The organism is Arthrobacter sp. UM1, assembly GCF_020483305.1.
GTDB lineage: Bacteria > Actinomycetota > Actinomycetes > Actinomycetales > Micrococcaceae > Falsarthrobacter.
Genome location: NZ_JACWAB010000001.1, coordinates 669,438 through 693,661, shown reverse-complemented (window position 1 = coordinate 693,661; position 24,224 = coordinate 669,438). Strand labels below are relative to the sequence as shown.

Below are 24,224 nucleotides of genomic sequence, written 5' to 3'. Positions count from 1 at the left end.
CCCTCCGAACGTGGCCGTCTCCCGCTTCAGAGCCCCGTCAGGGCGGACGCCCCCGCGTAGAGTGGGTGCCATGCCAGTCCAGCCGCTCCGACAAGCCCCTCCCAGCGTCGCCGCCCTGCTCGGGCTCACCGGACTGGAGGCTCTCGGCCTGCTCGGCGCAGGCGTTTTCACCGTAGCCCGGTACGGGGGCGGCGGTGCCGGAACCGACATTCTGCTTCTGCTCCTCGGCGCCGTGGCGGCGCTCGTCACGTGGGGCATGTCCCGAGCGAGTCTTGCGGCGCACAAGGGCATGGTGTTCCTCCAGACCTTGTGCCTCATCGCCGGGTTCTCCTTTCTGGCCGCGCTGCCCGTCGCGGGAATCCCGCTGATCGCGGTCTCGGCGCTGTGCCTCATCGCCGGATTCTGGCCTGCCACGCGTCTCTGGTTCGAGCGTCACGGCGCCTCCTCCGGCTCCGCGGCATGAACGGCGCCCTTTCCGGGCCCCTGCCTTCCGGCCTCCTCTGACGCCGTTCTGGACCGTGCATTGAGCGAGGAGGCCTGCCCCTGCGGCCCGTCCTCTTCCATGACGTCGAGGAGGGCGAATCGCGTTGCCCTGCCGTGCTGCACGAGCCAGCTGGCGTCCGGGTCCGCGGCGGCGGAGAGAGGCAGCCTGGCTCCGAGGAGGTCTCCGTCAGAGGGACGGCACGGGCCGAGCACGAGCCCGAGCGGCTCCTGGGAGCGGCGCCAGAGGCGAGCCCCGAGAGCTGGCGGAACCCTTGAGGGCAGCCCGATCACCCAGGGCCCTTCGCCGTCGCGCAGGAGTCCGTCGAGGGCCTCGAGGCCGTCCTCAGGAGACCATGCGGCGGCCCTGAGTGTCGGATGACGTGCAGCGATGCCCTCCACGGCCGCCGCCCGAACCGCCTTGTCCTCGGCCAGGACCGCGAGGACGGCTTCTGTGCCGAGCTCGAGGCTCACAGGTGCCCCTTCGGCTGTGAACCCCAGGTGCAGCGGGCCGCCCGGCGAGGCCGCCGTGAGGTTCTGGTCTGCTGGCCTTTTCGTCCAAGACCGGAGGGGCGCGAAGCGCGGCTGCGGAGATGAGCGAGCACCGTCTCCCCTCGGGAGAACCGCAGAGACGGGTGCAGGCGAGGCAGGGGAGGACGTCATGAACTGTGCTTCGTGCGAGGCGTCCAGGAGGGCAGAGTCTTCGGGGCCGGACCGCCCGGCGGCGCTGGTCTCCGCCTGACGGTGCGCGTGCGTGCAGCGCCACGGTCCCGTGAGGAGGGCCCGGCCGGGAAGGGGCTGAACGCGCTGACACGGCCTCGGCCAGGAGCGGAGCGTCTCTGAAGCAACCGCAGCCGGGAACCACGCCCGCGAGGCGAGGGCCGAGGACAGGCGGCCGGGCTCCCTGAGGCAGGAAGCGAGCAGCAGCGCGCCGCACGAGGCCGCCCGGGCTGTCCAGGCCGCGAGGCGCTGTTCGAGGTCGTCCCGGCCCCAGCGTCGCACCAGGTCCACGACGAGGTCCAGGCTCTCGATGACGAGGGTCATTCCGTGCTCCGGTTCCGGGACCCAGGCCAGGAACTCGAGAACGTCACCCGGATTCTTCGTGCTGCACCAGCCGTGGGCGCGTTCCGTGAGCTCGGCCAGAGGGCTTCGCTCGCCGAAAAGCAGGCAAAGCATGCCAGCGTCACCCTCGCGGCCCGGGGCGGTCCTGCCGCGCGCGAGAGCGAGAAGCGCGTCTTCCATCCCATGCCCGGGCTGGCCGGCGAGGAGCGCGTGGGCGTCTGGGCCCTCGAGGCGAAGGACGCGCTGGTTCAGCGGATCGTCCACCAGCCCCACGGGGTCGGCATCTGGCGGCGGCGGGAGAGCGTCGTCGTTGGAGCGGGGAAGCTCCGGGGCCACGCAGCGGGGCCAGAGCGAGGCGGAGTGCTCGCGGACCTCCCGGTGCTTCCGCCGCAGCGCCTCTCGGAGGCTTGCCAGGGCAGCGCCTGCCTGGACCTCGGTGCGGTGGTCTGGGCCCGGCCGCGCTGCCGCCGGTCTCTCCGTCTCGTCCCCTCCCCACGGGCGGCAGGAGGGTTCCGGGGCGGCGAGCTGGTGCCATGTCCGTGCGTGATACGGGCCGGAGACCGAGCCGTGGGAGACCACCGCGAAGCTCCCAGCGCTCCAGGCGAGTGAGTCGCTGCGGAGGGGGCCGTCGAGGAACTCGCCCGCTTCCAGCGGGGCAGCCGGACGGAGAACCAGGACTGAGGCCACATTCGCCCGAAGCGCAGGGGAGAGGGCGCCTGAGGCGCGCTGAGAGGCAAGGAGGAGGCGGATCCCCAGAGACCGGCCGAGAGCGGCGATGCGCGCAAGCGCCTCCGGGGCGCCCTCCACGGACTCCGTGAAGGCCTGGAGCTCGTCGACGACGATGAGCAGTTGCGGAGGCGCCGCCTCCGCGGTGGGCGAGCGGGCCGCCCACGCGCTCTCCAGGTCAGGCCAGCCGTGCTCGGCGAGCCAGGCCTCCCGGCGGCGCACCTCGGCTGCGAGAGAGACGAGGACCCGGTGGACCGATCCGCCGTCGAGATCGCTGACCACGTCTTCCACCCCGGGAAGCCCGGCGAAGGCGCTCAGACCGGAGCCGCCCTTGAAGTCGATGAGGAACAGACGCCACGGGACACGCGGGCGTTCGAGCAGGGCCGAGACGATGAGCGTTCTGATCAGCTCCGTCTTCCCGCTGCCCGTGGTCCCGACCGCGAAGACGTGCGGGCCCAGCGCCTGCAGCCCGCTCTCTCCGTGCGACTCTGGCCGCCACGGCGAGCCGAGGGAGTCGAGGGCCAACACGGGCGAGGCCGGGCCGGGCGGTCGCTCGGGCACCACGGAAGCCTCGGCTTCGCCGGTCCGCATGGAGGCGAGTCCGGCGGCGGTCTTCCGGAAGCCGTTCACAGAGATCCCGTCTGCGCACCACAGCCGCCCGTTGAGGGAGTTCGCCGGCCCGGCGCGCTCCACCCTGATGCGCGAGAGACAGGCCCAGCGGCAGGTGCTCCGCTCGCAGACGTGTACGGCGTCCGGACCGGGGGAGAAGACGACGCCGGGCAGGCCCGCCGCCTCGACCGGCACAGAGGACTCGTGGACGGACAGCACCGGTCCGAGGCCCGGACGAGCTGCGCGGGAGAGCAGAAGGAGCCGGACAGTGGCCGCAGGATCCCGCGAGCCGAAGCGCACCTCGTACGAGATGCCGGGATCCGGGCAGTGCCGAGAACCCGCCGGAAGAGGTTGAGCCCCGGGACGTCGAGGCCAGAGCCGCAGGGCGATGGGAAGCGCAGGGGCAGGAATGCTCGAGGAGTCCACATCGCGTTGTCCCGGATCCGGCGTTCCTCCGGGCGAGCGGGGGAGCACGAGCACGGTTCCGCACCGGATGAGCACCTCGGCGCCCTCGCTCCGCCGTTGGATGTGTGGCTTGCCCTCGGACGGGGCGAGGGCGTCGAGAACCCACTCGGATTCGCTTTCCCCAGCGTCCCGGTCCAGAAAGGACACTGTCTCCGGCAGGAACGCGGCACAGTCTCCCGCGAGCGCGTCCGGAAGGGAGGGAGCGGCAGCGGACCTCCGCTCCGCAGCTTCCTTGGCTGAGACCCGGGCATGCCTCCGCCGTTCGCGTTCTCCGCGTCGGGCGCCCGAGAGGAGGGGAACAGCGGAGAGCAGGGCGGTCAGACCGAACACGAGCGGCATCGGCGAGGACAGGACCAGAGCAAGGCACACAGAGACAGCCAGGGGAGAGAGGGCCATCGCCCACCGCCAGGCATGCGGCGGCGAGGTGGCTGAAGAGGGGCCTTCCGTGCCTTCGGGCGGCAGGTGGAACGAGGCGGGGAGGGGACGCGCAGCCGACAGGCCTCCCGAGTGTCCGGGCCCGGCATCCACGCGCAGATGAACGGCGCCGAGAACGAGCACATCCGCGGCCCGCAGCCGCACCGGGTCCGACCCGACCGGCAGCACGCGGTCAGCTCGCATCACCAGCATGGCATTCCTCATGCCCTCGGCCCAGAGGCCCGCGTCATCCAGGGCGAGCTTCACGTGCTCCCGTCCCACGGACGGGTCCGACACACGGAGATCCCCTGCGCGACCGAGGGTCTGTGTCCCTCGTGCCAGCCGCAGGACTAGGCCGACGTCCAGCCCCGCGGTGCAGACAAGGCGCGGCTCTCCGGGCGGGGCGCATCCGGCCCAAGAGCCCTCGACGTCGGCGGTGGCCTCACCGCCCGGGGGACGCCCAGACGCGGGTGAGGGGGTGTGCGGCGCAGCCCGGGGACCGTCAGGATCGGCGAGGAGAACGGTCTGCCCTGCTCCGAGGCCCTCTGAATCCGGCAGGCGGATCCATGACACGGCTTCGTCGAATCCCGGCCCCAGAGCCCGGGCGATCCATGGGGCCGCTTCGGAGTGAGGGACACGCTGAGTCCCCTCTCCGTCGTCGAGCACGAGCTCCGCGCTCGCGGGAACGCCCCAGCGCAGCGATGCCGCAGGGGTGCTCACCAGCCGAATCGGGATCATGCACCTCACGGTAGGCGCCGGACGGTCCCGGGCTGCCGGGGAGGGCCGCGAATGTGGACAACTTTCCAGAGCCGCGCAGGATCGCGGGAAGACGGGGCCGCGCTTCGCCCCGACGACGCCGTGGGAAGCCGGTTTCCAGAAGAAGCGGAATGGTCTTGGGTAGGGTGGAGCCAAGGCCCCTCCGGGCGCCAGGAACCCATTGCCGAGCCGGAACGCCTCCGGCACCCTGACAGGAGCTCTGCGTGAATACTGATCTCGTCGTCGTCGGATCGGGCCTCTACGGGCTGACGATCGCCGAACGAGCAGCGAACCAGCTCGGACTGAACGTCTCGATCATCGACCGGCGCAATCACATCGGCGGAAACGCCTACTCTGAGCGGGACCCGGAGACCGGCATCGAGATCCACAAGTACGGGGCCCACCTGTTCCACACGTCGAACGAGCGCGTGTGGGAGTACGTCAACCGGTTCACCACGTTCACGGACTACGTCCACCGCGTCTACGGCGTCCACAAGGGCGAGGTCTACCCGCTGCCGATCAACCTCGGCACCATCAACCAGTTCTTCCGGGCCAACCTGACGCCGGACGAGGCGCGCGAGCGCATCCGCGAGCAGGCGGGAGAGTTCGCCGGCCAGGATCCCCAGAACCTCAACGACAAGGGCATCTCGCTCATCGGCCGTCCCCTCTACGAGGCCTTCATCAAGCACTACACGGGCAAGCAGTGGCAGACGGACCCCAAGGACCTGCCCGCCGGCATCATCTCGCGCCTCCCGGTCCGCTACACGTACGACAACCGCTACTTCAACGACAAGTACGAGGGCCTCCCCACTGACGGCTACACCGCGTGGCTCGAGCGGATGGCGGACAACCCCAAGATCTCGGTGCATCTGGAGACCGACTTCTTCGACGAGGCCTCCGAGTTCTCCAAGAAGAACGTCGTCGGCCAGGTGCCGGTGGTCTACACGGGCGCGGTGGACCGCTACTTCGACTACGCCGAGGGCGACCTCAAGTGGAGGACCATCGACTTCGAGCAGGAGACGCTGAACACCGGCGACTTCCAGGGCACCTCGGTGGTCAACTACAACGACGACGACGTCCCCTTCACCCGCATCATCGAGCCCCGCCACTTCCACCCGGAGCGGGACTACGCGAAGGACAAGACGATCATCATGCGCGAGTTCTCGCGCTTCGCGGAGAAGGGCGACGAGCCCTACTACCCGGTGAACACGGAGGAGGACCGCACCAAGCTCCTCGCGTACCGGGACCTCGCCAAGGCGGAGAAGGACGTCGTCTTCGGCGGCCGCCTCGGCACGTACAAGTACCTCGACATGCACATGGCGATCGGCGCGGCCCTCTCCGTCTTCGACAACAAGATCGAGCCCCATTTCGCAGCGGGCAAGCCGCTTGAGGCGGGAGGAGTGGACGCGTGAGCCATCCGATGCCTCGCGTCGTCCATCGGGTCGTCTTCCCGGCCGACAAGGACGTCGACGTCCTCCCGCTGTACGTGGACCAGGGCCTGCCGCCCCAGCCGGACATCGAGGAGGGGTGGCGGCCTTCCAAGCGCAAGCGGATCTCCGTTGCCCGGCAGACGGAGTGGCATCCGGACGATGTCGTCTCGCGCCGCAGCGTCAAGGTCCGGCCGAACGAGCGGCTCTCCTTCGCCTCCTACTTCAACGCCTTCCCCGCCGCGTACTGGCGGCGCTGGACGGACGTGGAGACCGTCGCCCTGTCCGTGAGGACCTCCGGCGAGGGCATGGTTGTGGTCTACAAGTCCAATGCCCGGGGCATCAGCCAGCGGGTCCACTCGGAGCGGGTGTCCGGCAGCCGGGAGAGCTCCTGGACCCTCCCGCTGACGGCCTTCGGCGACGGCGGCTGGTACTGGTTCGATCTCATCGCGGACCACGAGGGGCTTGTCCTCGACTCGGCTGAGTACTCCGTGGACAGCACCGCCCCCCGCGGCCGCCTCAGCCTGGGCACCACCACCTTCAACCGCGCGGACTACTGCGTCCGCACCATCGCCGCGATCGCCGCGGATGAAGAGCTGCGCGAGTCCCTCGACGAGTTCATCGTGGTGGACCAGGGCACCCAGCGTGTCCGGGACCGCGAGGAGTACGAGGGCCTCCAGTCTGAGCTGGGTCCTCAGCTCAAGGTCATCGAGCAGGGCAACCTCGGAGGCTCCGGCGGGTTCTCCCGCAGCATGTCCCGAGTGCTCGAGACCGGTGCGGACTACCTCCTGCTCCTCGACGACGACATCCTCGTGGAGACCGAGGGCATCCTCCGGGCACTGGCCTTCGCAGACCACTGCCTGGTGCCGACCATCGTGGGCGGACACATGTTCGACCTCCACGCTCGCAGCGTTCTCCACGCCTGGAGCGAGTCGGCCGGAGGCTACCGGTTCGACTGGGGCATCACGGAGGGACTCGAGCACCGCCACGACTTCGAGCAGGACGGCCTGCGCTCGAGCCCGAAGCTGCACAAGCGCTGGGACGCCGGGTACAACGGCTGGTGGATGAGCCTCATCCCGCGCGCTGTCATCGAGAAGGTCGGCCTCTCCCTCCCCGTCTTCATCAAGTGGGATGACGCCGAGTACAGCCTCCGTGCCGCCGAGGCGGGCTTCCCCACTGTGACGCTGCCCGGCGCTGCGGTGTGGCACGTCGCCTGGATCGACAAGGACGACTCGATCGACTGGCAGGCGTACTTCCACCTCCGCAACCGTCTCATCGCCGCGCTTCTGCATTCACCGTTCGACCACGGCGGCGGAGTGCTGACGCGGTGCCTTGCCACCGATGTCAAGCACGTCTTCAGCATGCAGTGGTACGCGAGCGCCGCCCGTGTGGACGCCCTCAAGGACGTCCTCAGCGGCCCGGGACACATGCACGCGACCATCGGCTCCAAGGCGGCCGAGCTCCGCGCCGCGAAATCGGACTTCTCCGATGCGGACTTCAAGCCGAAGCCCGCCGACTTCCCGCAGTCGGGGCGCAGCGCCCGCCGTGCCAAGCGCAGCAGCCCCAAGCCGCCCTCGTACGCGATGCTTCCCTTCTGGCTTGCGAAGACGAGCGTCCGGCAGATGTTCGTGCCGCCGGTCCCGGAAGCCCGAGAGCGGCCCGAGGAGGTCGTGGCCAAGCAGGACGCCACCTGGTGGCGGCTCGCGGCGCTGGACTCGGCGCTGGTCTCCAACGCCGAGGGCACGGGAATCTCGTGGCACAAGCGGGACCCGAGGGAGACGCGCAAGCGACTCCGCGAGTTCGCCGAGCTCTACTCGCGCCTGTACGCCCAGTGGGACCGTCTCAGCCGTGAATACCGCGAGGCGCTTCCGGAGGTCACGGGCGTGCCCGCCTGGACGCAGACCTTCGAGGGCAACCCGGCAGCCCGACGGGACGGGGCCTGACCATGAGCCTCGCCCAGACGCAGCCCCTCGTCGAGCCGGGGCAGGGGCGGGGCGTGAAGGACGTCTTCACGCACCGCTTCCTGCTCAAGCTGCTCGTCCGCAAGGAGATCCAGGTCCGCTACCGCGGGTCGGTCCTCGGCATCTTCTGGTCCTACATCAAGCCGGGCATCCAGTTCCTCGTGTTCTACATCGCGATGGGCAAGTTCCTGAAGCTGGACCACGGGCAGTCGAACTACGCCATCTACCTGTTCTCCGGCATCGTCATCATCAACTTCTTCACCGAGGCGTTCGGCAACGGCGCCCGCTCCATGGTGCAGAACTCCGGTCTCATCAAGAAGATCTACCTTCCGAGGCAGCTCTTCCCGATCTCCACGGTCTGGGTGGCCACCGTCCACTTCCTGCCGCAGCTCCTCATCCTGCTCGGCGCGTGTCTGCTCGTGGGATGGCACCCCACTCTCGGCAGCCTGTTCTCCGTGGTGGCGGGATTCGTCATCGTCGCGCTCTTCTCCACCGGCATGGGGCTGCTCTTCGCGACGGCGAACGTCTTCTTCCGGGACTCGGAGAACCTCGTGGACATGCTCAACATGGTGGTGACGTGGGCGTCGCCGGTCCTCTACATGTGGCCGATGGCCAAGGACGCGATGCCCGGGTGGCTCTTCCACCTCTACGAGTCGAACCCGCTGACGGTCGCCGTCGAGCTGTTCCACCACGGCTTCTACGACCCGACGCTGCCCGCGCCGCTCATGCCCCCGCACCTCTACACCGTGTACCTGCCCGTCGGGCTCCTCATCTCGGTGATCACGATCCTTCTGGGCGATCTCGCGTTCCGGAAGCTGGAGGGTGACTTTGCACAGGAACTCTGACGTGGACCGCCCCACGGTGATCGAGGTCGAGAACGTCCGCAAGGACTTCGTGCTCCGCCACACCCGATCCGTGAAGGAGGCGTTCGTCTGGCTCATCAAGGGGCGCAAGGGCGACCTCTCCGAGAAGTTCTCCGCCTTGAAGAAGGCCGACCTCACGGTCTCCCAAGGCGAGACCGTGGCCCTGCTCGGGCTCAACGGCTCCGGCAAGTCGACCTTGCTCAAGCTCATCTCCGGAGTCATGCAGCCCGATGCGGGGAGCATCCGCACCCGTGGACGGGTCGCCGGCCTCATCGAGGTGGGAGCGGGCTTCCACGGCGACCTGACGGGACGCGACAACGTCTATCTCAACGGAGCCATCCTCGGCATGACCGAGAAGCAGATCGAGGAGAGGTTCGACGACATCGTCGAGTTCTCCGAGATCGGCCAGTTCATCGACACCGAGGTGAAGTTCTACTCCTCGGGCATGTACCTGCGCCTCGCCTTCTCCGTCGCGGTGCACACGGATCCCGATGTCTTTCTCGTGGACGAGATCCTCGCCGTCGGAGACGAGCCCTTCCAGCGGAAGTGCATCGCCAAGATCCGCGAGCTCTCCGCCGCGGGGAAGACGCTCGTGGTCGTCAGCCACGATCTCGACCTCGTCTCGACCGTCTGCGAGCGAGGCGTTCTGCTGGAACACGGAGACCTCCTCTTCGACGGCCCCATCGAGGAGGCCGTCCGCCGCATGCGCGCCGACCGCTGATCCCGACCCCGCCAGGGAGCCGCCCCTGAGCCCGAACGAAAGAGCGCTTTCCCCTTTATGGCCCACCCACGCTTTCGGACCGACATCCAGGCGCTGCGCGCGCTCGCCGTTCTCCTGGTGGTGGCTCACCATGTGTGGCCCCACCGGCTGCACGGAGGGTACGTCGGCGTCGACGTCTTCTTCGTCATCTCAGGCTTCCTCATCACCACCCACCTGATGCGGGAGCTCGAGGAGACGGGCCGGGTGAGGCTGGGGAGGTTCTACGCCCGGCGCATCCGCCGCCTGCTCCCCGCCGCCCTCACCGTCCTGCTCGTCTCCGCGGTGCTCGTCTGGACCCTCCTGCCGTTCAGCCGCTGGCCTCAGAACGCGCAGGAGATCATCGCGGCTGCCTTCTACGTGGAGAACTGGCGCCTCGCGGCCGACGCCGTGGACTACTCGGCGTCGCAGAACCTCGCCTCGACGGCGCAGCACTACTGGTCGCTCTCCGTCGAGGAGCAGTTCTACGCCCTCTGGCCCGTTCTCCTCATCGCGGCCGTGTGGATCGCCGCACGGGTCCGCCGGTCAGCCGCTCGCGACCCCGAGCGCCCCTGGCTCGTGCCGAGCAGCCGCGGCGTCCTCGCCGCCCTCGTTCTCGTGCTCCTCGTGTCCCTGCCCCTCTCGGAGTGGTGGATCACCGAGTTCAAGCAGGCCGCGTACTTCGCCACGCCGGGCCGTCTGTGGGAGTTCGCCGTCGGCGGCTTCGTCGGCTGGCTCGGCATGGCCGCCTCCCGCCGGGGCGTCCGCCTCGAGGGACGCTGGAGCAGCCTCGCGGGACTGGTCCTCACGGCGGCCGGCTGGGCGGGGATCGCCGTCACCGCCCTGACCTACACTCAGCAGACCCGCTTCCCGGGCGTGGCGGCCCTTCTGCCTGTGGCCTCGACGGCGCTCATCATCGCCGTCGGCACGTTCATGCGGGTACCGCAGCCGGCCGCCGCGCTCTACGGGTTCCACCCCGTCCAGCGGCTCGGGGACATCTCCTACTCCGTCTACCTGTGGCACTGGCCGCTCGTGGTCATCGCGCCGTTCGTCGTCGGCGAGCACGCCGGGCACCTCCGGAGCGTCTTCATCCTCCTGGCCACCTGGCTTCTCGCGGAGGCCACCTTCCGCTGGGTCGAGCCGTGGGGCAAGCGGGCCGGCGTCGACGCGCCTCTCTGGAGGGTCTTCGCGACGACGGCGGCCGCGATGTGCCTCATCGGCGCCGTGGGCTGGGGCCAGTCCCAGCATGCGGAGGCAGTGGCCGCCCAGGCGGGCAAGGCCCAGGACAGCGTCAAGCCGGACCGCTGCGTCGGCCCGGACTCCCTCGTGAGCCCCGGGTGCTCCACGCTCAACAAGCCGGTGGAGTTCACGGCGATGGGGGAGGCCAACAAGTACTGGCGCATCGACGAGAAGTGCAAGGGCACGGGAGTGAAGGTCGCAGGCAAGATCTCCGAGTTCTCCTGCGACTTCAGCGGGGGAGACCCGAAGGCGAAGACCGTCTACCTCATCGGCGACTCCCATGCGCAGCACTGGCAGGGAGGCCTGGAGGAGGTCGCACGGCGCAACCACTGGAAGCTGACCTCCCTCTTCGTGGGCGGATGCGCTGTGGCCGACGTTCCCTACACCGGGTACACCTCTCCCGCCCCGGACGGCGGAGAGAGCTGCCGCCAGACCGCGAAGGCGATGCGGGACCGGGTCCTGCAGGTCAAACCCGATCGGGTGGCGTATTCGCTCTACTCACGCGCCGAGCACGTGGAGACCGGCCCGGGCGAGACGGAGGCGGGCGTCTGGAAGCGCGGCCTCCCCGTCTTCTGGAAGCAGTGGGCAGACGCGGGGATCCCCGTGGACGTGCTGGCCGACCCGCCCGTCAACGCGCCGCTGCGCTCGGAGACCTGTCTGCCGACCAACGCGGAGTCGCCTGAGAAGTGCGCCGTGCCGCGGTCCAAGGCGCTGGCACCGGACCCGCTGCGCGAGGCGGTGAAGGCAGCGGACGACCCGCGGATCAGGCTCATCGACACGACCAAGGCCTTCTGCGACGAGGAGCGCTGCTATGCGGCTGCGGGCGGAGTGGCCGTCTATTACAACAAGGACCACCTCAACCGCGAATACGCCCGGCTCATGGGCCCGTACCTGGACGAGCTCATGACCGGGCGCAAGGACTCGCCGTAGGCGAGCCGCTGGGAGGCTAGCGGGCCTGGCCCGCCTCCTCGCGGTCGAGGCTCGCGCCGAGGCGGCGGTCCTCAGAGTCCTCGTCCGGATGGGCCACGTGCTCGTCCACATGCCGGGAGTCCCGGTTCATGAGCAGGCGGAGGGTCAGGAAGCGGATGAGGGTGGCCACGAGATTGGCCACGACGAGGACGAAGAGCTCGAGCCCCTTGTGCGCCTCCGCGTGGAGCGCCTTGAGAAGGAAGAGCGAGCCGCTCGTGAGGGCCAGGCCCAGGCCGAACGCCGCGAGCCCGCCCAGGTGGTGCTTGAGGGCGCCCTGGCCGCCCTTGACGCCGAACGTGAAGCGGCGGTTGGCGGCGGTGTTGAGCACTGCCGTGATGAGCAGCGCCAGGAAGTTCGCCACCTGGGCTGACATGCCCATGCGCAGCGCCCAGTAGAGCACCATGTAGGCGAGGGTCGAGGCGGCCCCGATGATGCCGAACCGCAGGATCTGGCCGAGGAGGCCGCTGCGGACCTCGGGCATCGCCTCCCGCTCGTGCGCGGTGCGGTGCGCCACGGCGTAGGAGAGGTCCTCGAGGCGGATGCTTCCCTTGGAGAAGCCCTTGGCGAGGCGGGCGATGCCGCGGAGGTCCTCCATGGCGGTGGCTGCGATGTCCACGCGGGAGTCAGGGTCGTCCACCCAGTCCACCGGGACCTCGTGGATGCGCAGCCCCGCCCGCGAGCCGATGACGAGCATCTCGGTGTCGAAGAACCAGTTGTTGTCCTCGACCATCGGAAGCAGGGTGCGGGCGACGTCGGTCCGGATCGCCTTGAAGCCGCACTGCGCGTCCGAGAACGAGACGGCGAGGGTCGACTTGAGGATGGCGTTGTAGGAGCGGGAGATGAACTCGCGCTTCGGGCCGCGGACCACCTTCGAGTGCCGGGAGAGGCGGGTGCCGATCGCCAGATCGGAGTGGCCGGAGATCAGCGGGGCGACGAGGGGCAGGAGAGCCCGGAGATCCGTGGAGAGGTCGACGTCCATGTAGACGGCCACCTCGGCGCGGGACTCGGTCCACGCCTGCTTCAGCGCGCGGCCGCGGCCCTTCTGGTCGAGGTGGAGCACGTCCACGCGCTCGAGTTCGCGCGAGAGCCGCTCGGCCACGTCCAGGGTGGAGTCAGTGGAGGCGTTGTCCGCCACGGTGATGATCGCGGAATACGGAACCCACTCGTCAAGGTATGCGTTCAAGCGGCGAACAGCATGCTCAATCGTGTGTTCTTCGTTGTAGACGGGGATGACAATCTCGAGGATCGGTTTCGACAACGTGTTTTCCATATCGTTGACTAATGGCAGGCGGTCATGCGGTACAGCTTCGCATCCCCCTGCTGGTCGATGAGTTTCACGCCTGCGGATCCGTCCAGATAGTCCAGCCCTGGGGTGGGGTGGCTTCCGTCGTGGACCTCAAGCCCTCCAAAGTCTAATGCGTAGAATGCCTTTTTTCTCTTGATGACGTCGCACACAGATTTCCGGTACGGGCCCTCTTCCCAGTGGTCCATGAGATATTGCGCGTCCGGTGAGATCTTTCCGTAGATATGGGGTTTCAGCGTTTCGCGGTCGGAGATCGCGTAGACAAGGGATGCGCCGGTCCACGGGCTTCCCACGACGGTGTCGCCGGCCGGAACGTGCTGGGGGAGGCGGTCGAGCAGCGCGCGCTCGTCCGAGGAGAGGAGCCGGGAGTCTGGGGCGAAGTAGTAGCGTCCGTTGAGCTTGCTCTGCTCGGCGGTCACCGCGCCGGACTGGCTGCCCAGGGCCAGGCCGCTGATGAGGACGAGGGCGAGGGCGGCTGAGACGACGAGGCGGTTGTTGAGGAACGTGAGCTTTGTCTCGGCCAGGCGGCTGTAGAGGGCCGACTGCATCACCGTCTTCGTGACCCACCGGATGACGAACTCCGCGCCGAGCACTGCCACGGGCGCCGAGACGATCGGAAGCAGGGCCGCGAGCCGGTTGGAGTCGTTGTACCAGTTGCCGGTGAAGAAGGTCCTGAAGTCGCTGAAGGGGTGCGACGAGCTCACGACGTACAGCCACGCCCCCATGAGGAACATGCCCACCACCCAGCGCTGGCGCCGGGCCAGCAGGAGGAAGAGGACGCCCGTCGTCGTGATGGCGAACATGAGGGTTCCGCCCGGCAGTCCCATGGGCGTGCCCGCGAGCACCTCGCCGGTGGCCTGCGCGGGGCTCTGGAACGGCGGCCAGGGGGAGGACTCCTTGGGCGGGCGGATGAAGATCCAGCAGAGGAGTCCGACGACGGCGTAGGCGCCGAAGAACACGGCGAAGGCGCGGAAGCCCCTGCGGTCGGACGCGGAGCGGCCCCGGGCGAGGAACATCCACCAGAGCTTGGTCACCATGATCGGCATGACGAACGCGATGAAGGCGAGCAGCGTGCTCGGGTGGGCGAGGAGCATTCCGGGCAGCGAGCCGACGAGCGAGACGAGGCCGGGCCAGAAGGTCGGCGTGTCCGCCTGGGTCATCCCGAGCAGCTGGAGGACCGCGCCGAGCGCCGCGGGAAGGATCGCGAGGGCCAGGTGGTTCGGGTAGAGAACGCCGAACTCGACCATGAGGTAGGGGAACGCCGGGAAGGCCGGGGCCAGCGCGGCCGTGAGGACGATGGGCAGAAGGCGCGGTCCTGTGATCCTCGTCATGAGGAAGAGGAGCGAGAGCGGCCAGACGAGGCTGCCGATGACGATGTTCGTCAGGTTGATCGCGGCCGGGATCGACAGGTGCAGGAGGTTCGCGACGAGGGCGACCATGTCGTGCCACGCGGCCGGGTAGAAGCCGTGGGACTCCGGGGTCAGGTTGCCCAGGGACAGCGACGATCCGTCCCGGGTGTCCATGATCGTGCGGATCGCGTTGAGGTGGTAGATGTTGTCGAACGTCTGCGAGATGCGCTCGACGTTGCCGAAGCCGTTGGCATAGCGGTAGAAGATCGCGAAGGCCGGCAGGGCGATCGCCGCGATGTAGATGAGGGCGACGGGCACGTCCACTCCCCACCGGAAGGACTGGAGGCGGCGCACCACCGGGGTGTCCATGCGGTCCGAGGAGTGCGGGGTCGAGATGTCCGTGTTGACGATCGCGATGACGAACCGCGTCAGGAGGGCCAGCACGGCCGTGACGAGCGCTCCGACGAGGAAGGTCGGGACCGTCCACGGGATGCCGAGGAGCCCCGCCAGGATCGCGAAGACGGCGACGACGGAGGTCGTGGCCGGCACCGCGAAGGCGAACACGCCCAGACCGCGCACGCCGCTCGCCCTCAGGATGACGATGCCCGGCAGGAAGAGGAAGGCGGTCAGCCCCAGGAGATAGGGAACCGTGTGCATCCAGCTCATCGACGCTCGCTCATTCTTCTTCGGAGACGGAAAGGCTTCCTTCAACTCTATGCCACGTGGGTCACGATTCGCGGGGGCGCCCGTGTCCGCACCGGAGTCCCAGGAGGCATGTATGGAATACTCGAATCTGTGAGTCGTGCGTGGATTGTGATCCCGATGTACAACGAGGCATCGGTCGTGGGTGACGTGATCCGTCACATCCTGCCTCAGTTCCCCCACGTGGTCTGCGTGGACGACGGCAGCTCGGACGGCTCCCAGGAGATCGCCGCCGCAGCCGGCGCCGTCGTGGTCCAGCACCCCATCAACCTCGGCCAGGGTGCGGCGCTGCAGACGGGCATGTCCTATGCCCTGGAGGACCCGAACATGACCTCGGTGGTGACGTTCGACGCGGACGGCCAGCACCGCCTCGAGGACGCGCTCGCCATGGTGGAGCGCATCGACTCCGGCGAGGCGGACGTGGTGCTCGGATCCCGCTTCCTCGACTCCCGCACCAAGCTCGCCCCGATGAAGCGCCTGGTCCTCAAGACGGCGGCGCTGCAGAGCCGCATGGCCACGGGCATGAACCTGACGGACGCCCACAACGGGCTGCGGGCCATCAACCGCGACGTCGTGAGCCGGCTCAACCTGACGCAGAACCGGATGGCGCACGCCTCCGAGCTGGTCCACCAGCTCGCCGAGATGAAGCCGCGCTGGGTGGAGCACCCCGTGGAGATCATCTACACCGACTACTCGAAGGCCAAGGGGCAGTCCCTGTTGAACTCCGTCAACATCCTGGCCGAGCTCTTCTTGAGGTAATCCATGCAGATCGTCGTCCAGCTCATCCTCGTCACGGGTGTCATCTTCCTCTCCTTCGTCCTCATGCGCGGGTCCTCCAACGCCCGCCACATGGCCATCCGGCGGATGATGACGATGCTCTTCGCGCTCGCCGCCGTCGTCTCCATCTTCTTCCCGAAGCTCCTGCAGACGGTCGCGAGCTGGCTCGGCATCGGCCGCGGCACGGACCTCGTCCTCTACGGGTTCATCGTCACCTTCCTCATCTTCATGGCGTCCACCTACCAGCGCTTCCGGGCGCAGGAGGTGGCCCTCACCAAGCTCTCCCGCAGGATCGCGCTCAAGGAGGCGCGCAAGCCCTGGCTCGAGGAGTAGCCCGCGGCACACCGCCGGGGCAGAAGTCCGACCGTTTCCCGACCACGAAAAGAGAAGCGCGTGACCATTGACGTCATGTTCCCGTACTACGGGGACGTCGCCATGATGAAGGCCGCCGTCGAGTCCGTCCTCGCCCAGACGGACACCGACTTCACGCTGACGATCGTCGACGACGGCTACCCGGACGAGTCGCTCCCGGCGTACTTCGACGAGCTGACCTCGCGGGACAGCCGCGTGGTCTACCACCGCAACGAGACGAACCTCGGCGCGAACGGCAACTACCGCAAGTGCGTGGGCCTCATCCAGCACGAGATCGCCGTGGTCATGGGCGCGGACGACATCATGAAGCCGAACTACCTCGAGACGGTGCGCCGCGGCTTCGAGGACCCCTCGATCGACATCGTCCAGCCCGGCATCGAGGTCATCGACGAGCACGGCCGCGTCTACCTCCCGCTCGTGGACCGCATCAAGGCCGGCATGCGCCGGGCCCTCGTGGGGCGTTCCTCACAGGCCGTCGTCGAGGGCGAGCCGCTGGCCGCGAACCTCATCGACGGCAACTGGCTGTACTTCCCGTCCGTTGCGTGGCGCTCGTCCGCCCTGAAGAAGCACAACTTCCGCCAGGGCTACGACGTCGTCCAGGACCTCGCCCTGGCACTCGACATCATCATGGACGGCGGCCGGATGTTCGTCACGGACACGGTGTGCTTCCAGTACCGGCGCCACCGCGAGTCGGACAGCTCGGTCCGCGCGCTCGACGGCCGCCGGTTCGTCGAGGAGCGCAGGTTCTTCGACGAGAAGGTGCGCGAGTTCACCGCGCTCGGATGGACCTCGGCGGCGCGCGCCGCTCGCATCCACGTGACGTCCCGGCTCAACGCGGCCTCGCTGCTGCCGAAGGTCGTCTCCAAGAAGATGTGGCCGGGCCTGCGGGCGCTGGCCGGCCACGTCGTCCGACCCTGACCACGCTCTGACCGGACGCTGTTAGTCTGGCAAGAGCTCTGGCTCCTCTCTCAGCCCTGCGCGACACGCCTTCGTGGCAGTCCTCCGCGGACGAGCGAGACGAGCCGTTTCCCCATCTGAAAGACACGAAGGCAGAGGTGAGCGCATGTCCCTCCTGGACGGTGCATCGATTTTGATCACGGGCGGCACGGGTTCGCTCGGCAAGGCTCTCATCAAGGAGATCCTGGCCAACCACAACCCGCGGCGGCTTGCGATCTTCAGCCGTGACGAGCTCAAGCAGTTCGAGGTGCGGAACATGTTCGGCGACGACCCGCGTCTGCGCTGGTTCATCGGCGACATCCGCGACCGTCACCGCCTGAACCGCGCTTTCCACAAGGTGGACTACGTCATCCACGCCGCGGCGCTGAAGCAGGTCGACACGGCGGAGTACAACCCGTTCGAGTTCGTCGAGACGAACGTCCGCGGCTCGCAGAACGTCATCGACGCCGCGATCGACCAGGGCGTGAAGAAGGTCGTGGCCCTCTCCACGGACAAGGCCTCGAGCCCGGTCAACCTCTACGGCGCCACCAAGCTCTGCGCCGACCGCCTCTTCATCTCGGGCAACCACTACGCAGCCGCCTACGACACCCGCTTCTGCGTGGTCCGCTACGGCAACGTCATGGGCTCCCGCGGCTCGATCGTCCCGAAGTGGAAGGCGATGGCCGCCCGCGGCGAGTCGCTCGGCATCACGGACCACCGCATGACCCGCTTCTGGATCACGATCGAGCAGGCCGTGAAGTTCGTCCTCGACTCCTTCGAGATCATGCAGGGCGGCGAGCTCTACGTCCCGAAGATCCCCTCGATCCGGATCCACGACCTCGCGAAGGCCGTCGACGAGAACGCCAAGGTCCACGAGATCGGCATCCGCCCGGGCGAGAAGCTCCACGAGGAGATGATCGCGGCGGACGACTCGCGGCGCACCGTCTCCGTGGGGGACCGCTACATCGTCGAGCCCCATCTCGAGGGCTGGGGCTACGAGCGCCCCGAGGGAGCCGAGCTCGTCACGGACGGCTGGAGCTACTCCTCCGACGACAACGAGGTCTTCCTCTCCGTCGAGAAGCTGCGCGAGATGTTCGCAGCCGAAGGGCTCTGAGCCGCATGCTTCCCTACGGCCGCCAGGACATCGAGCCCGAGGACGTCGAGGCCGTCGTCGCCGCGCTGAAGAGCGACTGGCTGACGACGGGCCCCGAGGTCGCGAAGTTCGAGTCCGCCATCTCCGAGGCCGCCGGCGGGGCGCACGCCACCGCTGTCACGAGCGGCACCGCAGCGCTGCACACGGCCTACGCCGCCGCGGGCATCCGCCCGGGGGACGAGGTCGTCTCCACGCCGATGACGTTCGTCGCGACCCAGTCGACGGCGTGCCAGCACGGCGCGAAGATCGTCTTCGCGGACATCGACCCGGAGACCGGCAACCTCGACCCGAAGGCCGCTGAGGCGGCCGTGACGCCGAAGACCACGGCGATCGCCGCCGTCGACTACGCGGGCCACCCCGTGGACGCCCCGGAGTTCCAGCGGATCGCGAAGGAGGCGGGCGCTCTCTACGTGGAGGACGCGGCGCACTCCATCGGCTCGACGCTGAACGGGGTCCCTGTGGGACAGCTCGCGGACCTCACGACCTTCTCGTTCTTCCCCACGAAGAACCTGACCACCGCGGAGGGCGGCGCCGTCGTGACCCCGCGGGAGGACCTGGCCGCCCGCGCCCGCAACTTCAAGGGGCTCGGACTCGTCCGGGACCGGGAGAAGATGCGGATGCCGGACGAGGGGCCGTGGCACCAGGAGGTCCACGAGTTCGGGCTGAACTACCGTCTCCCGGACGTCCTCTGCGCGCTCGGGACGAGCCAGATCGCCCGCCTCGGGGCCTACAAGGCCCGGCGGCAGGAGATCCACGACCGCTACAACGCGGCCTTCCAGGGCAACCCGAACCTGACGCTCCCGGGCGTCAAGGAGGGGGCCTCGCCCATGTGGCACCTCTACCCGCTGCGCGTGGAGGCCGAGCGCCGCCGCGCGATCTTCGAGGAGCTGCGGAACCGGGGCATCGGCGTGCAGGTCAACTACATCCCGAGCTACTGGCACCCGGTCTTCGAGGACATGGGCTACAAGCGCGGCATGTGCCCCAACGCGGAGCAGTTCTACCGTCAGGAGATCAGCCTCCCGCTGTTCGCGACGCTGACGGACAGCCAGGCGGACATGGTGATCGAGAACGTGCTGGAGATCGTCGGCGAATGAGCTACGACCTCAACACGCAGCAGATCAAGCGCATCAACATCGCCGAGGCTCCCCGCGTGGTGGCCGTCATCCAGGCCCGCGTGGGCTCGACCCGGCTGCGCGCCAAGGTCCTCCGGGACCTCGGCGGCATGCCGGTGCTCGCGTGGGTGCTGCGTGCGGCCCGGGCCGCGCAGGGCATCAACGAGGTGGTCATCGCCACCTCGGACTCTCCGGACGACGACCTCATCGAGGACTTCGCCGACGAGTACGGCGTCCGCGTCATCCGCGGCTCGGAGGACGACGTGCTCTCGCGCTTCCTCCTGGCCGCCCGCATGACCAACGCGGACGCGATCGTGCGCCTCACGGCGGACTGCCCGCTCCTCGACCCGCAGGTCATCTCCCAGGTGGTCTCCATCTGGCGGCAGGACCAGGCCGTGGACTACGTCTCGACGACGCAGCAGCGCTCCCTGCCCCGCGGCCTCGACGTGGAGCTCGTGCGCTCCTCGGCGCTGCTCAAGGCGGACGAGCGCACCGAGCCGCACCACCGGGCCCACGTCACGAGCGCGGTGTACGAGGAGGGCTCGCCCTTCGTTCGGGGCTCGCTCACGTTCACGCCGACCTACAACCACTTCCGCGTCACCCTCGACACGGACGAGGACGCCCAGCTCCTCGACGCGGTGGTGGCGCACATCGGCACCGAGATCCCCTCGTGGCGCGGCATCCTGCACGTCCTCGAGGAGAACCCGGACATCGTGGCCCTCAACGCGCACATCGAGCAGAAGCCCCTCACCGCGGGCTGACCGGCAGGTCCGAGGAGGAGAGCCGCCGCATGCACGTCGTCTTCCGTTGCGATTCGACCAAGAAGCAGGGCCTGGGACACGTGTTCAGGGCCGTCTCCGTGGCAGACGCCGCGGTGGCGGCCGGACACACGGTCGAGTTCCTCGCGCGCATCGAGTCCGAGGTGGGGCGCCAGCTCCTCTCGGACCACGCGTTCGAGCTGACCGTCCCGGAGACGATCGACCCGGTGGAGGTCGCCGAGTGGGCGGCCGAGCGCCGGGCCGACGTGGTCCACGTGGACTCCTACGAGGACCAGGGCGCCCTGCGGGACGAGCTCTCCGCCCGCGGCATCCTCCTCTCCAACGTGGAGGACGGCACGTGGGGGCGCCGGTCCGCGGACGTCGTCGTCGACCCCTCGGCGGGGGCCGAGCGCGTGCTGCGACCGTGGGACTCCTCGCACCGCCTCCTCCGCGGAGTCGGCGCCATCGCGCTGCGCCGCGAGATCCTCGCGGACCTGCCCGTCGCCCTTCAGCGCCGGGAGGAGGCCGACGACGGCGCGCCGCTGCGCGTCCTCATCGTCATGGGCGGCACGGACGCGCGCAACATGACGTCCCGTGTGGCCCGATGGTGGAAGGAGGCCGGCGTCCCGGCCTCGACCACCGTCGTGTCCTCCCACGAGGACCTGGACGCCGGGGACGCCGTCGTGGTCAAGCCGGGCCCGGGCATCGCCCGCTCGTTCGCGCACATGGACCTCGTGGTCTCCGGCTCGGGCACCACGATGTGGGAGCTCGCGGCGCTGGGCGTCCCGACGGCGCTCGTGCAGCTCGTGGAGAACCAGACCGAGAACTACTCGTTCGCCGTCGGCAGCGGCATGGCCGCGGGGCTCGGCTCCGTGGCCGGACTCGGCGTAGACCCCCTGGCCCCGGCAGACCTTCCCGAGCCCGAGCGCAGCCGGGCCGTCGAGGCCCTGCGGCGCATCGCCGCGGACCGTCCGGCCCGGGAGGCGATGGCGGATCGCGGCCGGGCCCTCGTGGACGGCCGCGGCGGCGAGCGGATCGTCGCCGTGTGGGCCGAGTCCCTCGCCGCCCGTGCGGAGGACATGACGGCCCGTCCGGCCACGCTCGACGACGCCTCCGTGCTCTACGAGTGGCGCAACGACGAGTCGGTCCGCGCGGTCAGCCGCTCCAAGGGGGAGCTGGACTGGGACTCGCACGTGGACTGGCTCGCGGCCACGCTTGCCCGCCAGGACCGGAGCCTGTGGATCGTGCAGCGCTGCGGAGAGCCTGTGGCCACCGTGCGCTTCGACCGCCTCGGGGAGCCCTCCGAGGCGCAGGCGCCCGGGCAGACGGGCGCCTCCGAGTCCAGGGGCGAAGTCCCCGAGTCCTGGGAGGTCTCCATCACGGTCGCGCCCTCTCTGCGCGGCCAGGGCATGGCCGGGGCGGTGCTGCAGGAGGCCGAGCGGAGCTTTGCGGCCCGGCGCGGCGAGCCGCTCGAGCTCGTGGCGGAGATGCTGGAGTCCAACCCCGCCTCGCGCCGCCTCTTCGAGAGCCTCGGCTACGAGGGCGGGCCGAAGCCCGCGGACCCCTCTGCGGGGGCGGACCCGGAGCGATGGCTGCGCCTCGTCAAGCAGCGGCCGCTGGGCGGCGCCGCCGACGAGGCCTGAGCCCGCTCCGGGCCCGGCGCTCGTCAGAGCGTCAGATGATCTCCCAGGTGACCGGCGTGCCGGCCTCGGCGTCCTGGGTGAACTCGCGGCCCATGACCACCTCGGTGTAGCCGGGGGTCAGGCCGCCCGCGGGGCGGATGGAGCGGACGTTCTCCGGCGTCGCCTTCTCGCCCTTCTTGACGTCCTCGGTCACCCACAGCGAGCGGCGCAGGCGCTGGGACTCGCCCTCGCCGGCCGTGACCGTGAGGTGCGGCGAGCCGAGGGCCTGCCAGGCCACCTTGGACTCGTCCACGAGCGACTTGAGCTCGTGCGGCTCGAGCGAGAAGTCCGAGTCCACGCCGCCGTCGGCGCGGGAGAGCGTCACGTGCTTCTCGATGACGGTGGCGCCGAGGGCGACGGCGGCGACCGCAGCGCCGATGCCCATCGTGTGGTCGGAGAGGCCCACCTGGACGTCGAACGCGTCCCGCATGACCGGGATGGTGCGCAGGTTGGACTCCGCGGGGGAGGCCGGGTACGAGGACGTGCAGGCGAGGACCACGATCTGGTCGTTGCCCTCGGCGCGGATCGTCTGCACCGCGCGGTCGATGTCCGTGATCGAGGCGGCGCCGTTGGAGAGGATGACGGGCTTGCCGGTCTGCGCGACGCGGCGCAGGAGCGGCAGGTCGCCGATCTCGAGCGAGGCGATCTTGTACAGGTCCGCGTCGAGGCTCTCGAGGAGGTCCACGGCGGTCGCGTCGAACGGGCTCGAGAAGGGGATGAGCCCCTTGGAGCGGGCCCGCTCGAACATCGCCTCGTGCCAGTCCCAGGGGGTGTGCGCCTCCGTGTAGAGCTGGTAGAGGTTCTGGCCGCCCCAGAGCTCGTGGCCCTCGGAGATCATGAAGGCCGGCTTCTTCGAGTCGATCGTGATGGTGTCGGCCGTGTAGGTCTGGAACTTGACGGCCTGGGCGCCCTGCTCGGCGACCATGTCGATGATGTCCAGCGCGCGCTGGAGGTCCCCGTTGTGGTTGCCGGAGACCTCGGCGATGATGAACGGCTCGGCGTCGGTTCCGATCCGGGCCTGGCCGGCGGTGTACGTCCTCTGGGTCACGAATACTCCTCAGGTGGTTCGAGTCGGGTCCGAGTCTACGCGCCGAGCAGGGAGAGCACGGCGAGTGTGAGGGCCGCAACGGCGGCGGCGAGGGCGAGCCCGAGGGCCCACCGGCCGAGCGGCAGGGGAGTGCGGGCCCGGGCCACGGCGGCGTAGCCGAGGCCGAGCAGGGCGAAGGCGCCGGCCTTGACGGCCGCCACCGCGACGAGCGCGCCGTGCGCGGCCGGCCACCAGGCGGCGAGGCCGGAGACGAGGACGACGCCGAGCGTGAGCCACGCGAAGGACTTCGTGGCGAGGCGGGCGAAGAGCACCGACATCGCCACGAGGTAGAGCGCGTAGCCGATGCCCACGATCGGCAGGACGGCGGCGATCCGCGTGGTCTCGTGGTTCCCGCCCGCGATGACGAGCACGCCGAGCCAGGCTCCGAGCGAGCCCAGCACCGAGACGCCCGTGGCCACGAGCACGGCGTTCTTCATCGTGGCCGCCACGGTGCCGCGGAACTGCTCGGCGGAGTGGTGGGCCGCCTTCATGATCGCCGGAGACCACGCGTTGTTGAGGCCCGCGAGGACGGCCACCGGGCCCAGGGCGAAGACGGCCGCCGCGAGGTACACGCCCGTGTCTCCCGGGGGCGCCACGGCCCGCAGCAGCATCGCGTCTCCCTGGGAGAGGAGGATCATCGCGAGCGAGTGCGGCAGGAGCGGAAGGCCGGCGACGACGGCCGTCTTCACCGCCTCCCGGGCCCTGGACGGCCACGTGGGCCTCGTGACGAGGAGGGCGGCCAGCGCCGTCAGGGTGGAGGCGAGGGCGAAGCCGCCCATGAAGTGCCCCGCCGTGGGGTGGAAGAGGACGATCGAGACGAGTCCGAGGAGATGGGCCCCGAGCGAGGAGCCGCCGGCGAGGGCTACGAACGTGAGGGGGCGGCCCTGGGAGCGCAGCTGAGCCTGGGCGGCGAGCACCACGGCGAGGCCGCCCATGGACCACACGGCGCACACGAGCGCCGGATCCACCCCGGCGATCCACGCGCCGAGGCAGCCGAGCACGGCGAGGACGAGGGCGAACAGGCCGTTGAATCCGTTGATCGCCCGGGCCTTGAGCGGCCCGCCGTCGGGCTCCAGCCAGGCGCGGGTGATCGCGAGGGGGAGTCCTGCGGAGAGCACCACGATGCCCACCTGCATGACGGCGACGGCGAACGCCGTCGTCTCCCACCCCTCCGAGCGGACGCCGCCGAAGAGGCGGATGGAGAACGGCTGGACCACCACGGCCGCGAGGCCCTGGACGGCCGCTCCGATGAGGTAGAGGAGCGAGTCTCTGCGCGTGGAGACCAC

18 protein-coding genes are annotated in these 24,224 nt (G+C 69.4%); 13 read left to right on the top strand and 5 right to left on the bottom strand.

Annotated features, from left to right (window positions below):
- Positions 1 to 70 precede the first annotated feature (70 nt).
- Positions 71 to 463, top strand: coding sequence for a hypothetical protein (locus H9I38_RS03125; protein ID WP_226337207.1), 393 nt, complete (start codon positions 71 to 73; stop codon positions 461 to 463).
- Here the strand turns inward: H9I38_RS03125 and H9I38_RS03120 are convergent.
- On the bottom strand, positions 433 to 4,053 hold the full coding sequence (locus H9I38_RS03120) for an FtsK/SpoIIIE domain-containing protein (RefSeq protein ID WP_226337205.1): 3,621 nt from the start codon (positions 4,051 to 4,053) through the stop codon (positions 433 to 435). The genes H9I38_RS03125 and H9I38_RS03120 overlap by 31 nt on opposite strands.
- 683 nt (positions 4,054 to 4,736) lie before the next feature.
- On the opposite strand from H9I38_RS03120, the gene glf reads away from it, so the two are divergent.
- From glf to H9I38_RS03095, 5 genes are read left to right on the top strand one after another with little or no spacing between them, the layout of a single operon-like run.
- Complete coding sequence (gene glf, locus H9I38_RS03115; RefSeq protein ID WP_226337203.1) at positions 4,737 to 5,924, top strand: UDP-galactopyranose mutase; 1,188 nt, start codon at positions 4,737 to 4,739, stop codon at positions 5,922 to 5,924.
- On the top strand, positions 5,921 to 7,882 hold the full coding sequence (locus H9I38_RS03110) for a glycosyltransferase (RefSeq protein WP_226337202.1): 1,962 nt from the start codon (positions 5,921 to 5,923) through the stop codon (positions 7,880 to 7,882). The genes glf and H9I38_RS03110 overlap by 4 nt, the downstream gene beginning before the upstream one ends.
- Before the next feature lie 2 nt (positions 7,883 to 7,884).
- Positions 7,885 to 8,745, top strand: a complete 861-nt coding sequence (locus H9I38_RS03105) for an ABC transporter permease (protein ID WP_226337200.1) — start codon at positions 7,885 to 7,887, stop codon at positions 8,743 to 8,745.
- Position 8,746: 1 nt separating this feature from the next.
- Positions 8,747 to 9,484, top strand: coding sequence for an ABC transporter ATP-binding protein (locus H9I38_RS03100; RefSeq protein WP_226337198.1), 738 nt, complete (start codon positions 8,747 to 8,749; stop codon positions 9,482 to 9,484).
- A 57-nt stretch (positions 9,485 to 9,541) separates the two neighbouring features.
- Complete coding sequence (locus H9I38_RS03095; protein ID WP_226337196.1) at positions 9,542 to 11,668, top strand: acyltransferase family protein; 2,127 nt, start codon at positions 9,542 to 9,544, stop codon at positions 11,666 to 11,668.
- A gap of 16 nt (positions 11,669 to 11,684) precedes the next feature.
- Here H9I38_RS03095 and H9I38_RS03090 read toward each other — a convergent pair whose 3' ends face one another.
- Entirely contained in the window at positions 11,685 to 12,890 is a 1,206-nt protein-coding gene (locus tag H9I38_RS03090) for a glycosyltransferase (RefSeq protein WP_413463504.1), read from the bottom strand.
- 95 nt (positions 12,891 to 12,985) lie between these two features.
- Positions 12,986 to 15,025 carry a DUF6541 family protein gene (locus H9I38_RS03085; RefSeq protein WP_226337193.1) on the bottom strand — a complete coding sequence of 680 codons (2,040 nt, stop codon included), beginning with the start codon at positions 15,023 to 15,025 and terminating at the stop codon, positions 12,986 to 12,988.
- Between the two features lie 108 nt (positions 15,026 to 15,133).
- On the opposite strand from H9I38_RS03085, the gene H9I38_RS03080 reads away from it, so the two are divergent.
- The 7 genes from H9I38_RS03080 to H9I38_RS03050 all read left to right on the top strand — a co-directional run bounded on the left by H9I38_RS03080 (position 15,134) and on the right by H9I38_RS03050 (position 21,812).
- Positions 15,134 to 15,820, top strand: a complete 687-nt coding sequence (locus tag H9I38_RS03080; protein ID WP_226337191.1) for a glycosyltransferase family 2 protein — start codon at positions 15,134 to 15,136, stop codon at positions 15,818 to 15,820.
- 3 nt (positions 15,821 to 15,823) lie between these two features.
- A complete protein-coding gene (locus tag H9I38_RS03075) occupies positions 15,824 to 16,171 on the top strand; it encodes a DUF2304 domain-containing protein (RefSeq protein ID WP_226337190.1) in 348 nt (115 codons plus the stop codon).
- A gap of 60 nt (positions 16,172 to 16,231) precedes the next feature.
- The gene (locus tag H9I38_RS03070; RefSeq protein WP_226337189.1) at positions 16,232 to 17,128 is read left to right on the top strand and encodes a glycosyltransferase family 2 protein; all 897 of its coding nucleotides are present in this window, start codon (positions 16,232 to 16,234) and stop codon (positions 17,126 to 17,128) included.
- A gap of 145 nt (positions 17,129 to 17,273) precedes the next feature.
- Positions 17,274 to 18,260, top strand: a complete 987-nt coding sequence (gene pseB, locus H9I38_RS03065; protein ID WP_226337188.1) for a UDP-N-acetylglucosamine 4,6-dehydratase (inverting) — start codon at positions 17,274 to 17,276, stop codon at positions 18,258 to 18,260.
- Positions 18,261 to 18,265: 5 nt separating this feature from the next.
- On the top strand, positions 18,266 to 19,393 hold the full coding sequence (locus tag H9I38_RS03060; protein WP_226337186.1) for a DegT/DnrJ/EryC1/StrS family aminotransferase: 1,128 nt from the start codon (positions 18,266 to 18,268) through the stop codon (positions 19,391 to 19,393).
- The gene (locus H9I38_RS03055) at positions 19,390 to 20,172 is read left to right on the top strand and encodes a cytidylyltransferase domain-containing protein (RefSeq protein WP_226337184.1); all 783 of its coding nucleotides are present in this window, start codon (positions 19,390 to 19,392) and stop codon (positions 20,170 to 20,172) included. Before H9I38_RS03060 ends, H9I38_RS03055 begins: the two co-directional genes overlap by 4 nt.
- A gap of 29 nt (positions 20,173 to 20,201) precedes the next feature.
- Entirely contained in the window at positions 20,202 to 21,812 is a 1,611-nt protein-coding gene (locus tag H9I38_RS03050) for a bifunctional UDP-2,4-diacetamido-2,4,6-trideoxy-beta-L-altropyranose hydrolase/GNAT family N-acetyltransferase (protein ID WP_226337182.1), read from the top strand.
- A 31-nt stretch (positions 21,813 to 21,843) separates the two neighbouring features.
- Here H9I38_RS03050 and pseI read toward each other — a convergent pair whose 3' ends face one another.
- Together pseI and H9I38_RS03040 are read right to left on the bottom strand one after the other, a co-directional pair.
- On the bottom strand, positions 21,844 to 22,899 hold the full coding sequence (gene pseI, locus H9I38_RS03045; protein WP_226337180.1) for a pseudaminic acid synthase: 1,056 nt from the start codon (positions 22,897 to 22,899) through the stop codon (positions 21,844 to 21,846).
- Between the two features lie 35 nt (positions 22,900 to 22,934).
- Positions 22,935 to 24,224 carry a lipopolysaccharide biosynthesis protein gene (locus H9I38_RS03040; RefSeq protein ID WP_226337177.1) on the bottom strand — a complete coding sequence of 430 codons (1,290 nt, stop codon included), beginning with the start codon at positions 24,222 to 24,224 and terminating at the stop codon, positions 22,935 to 22,937.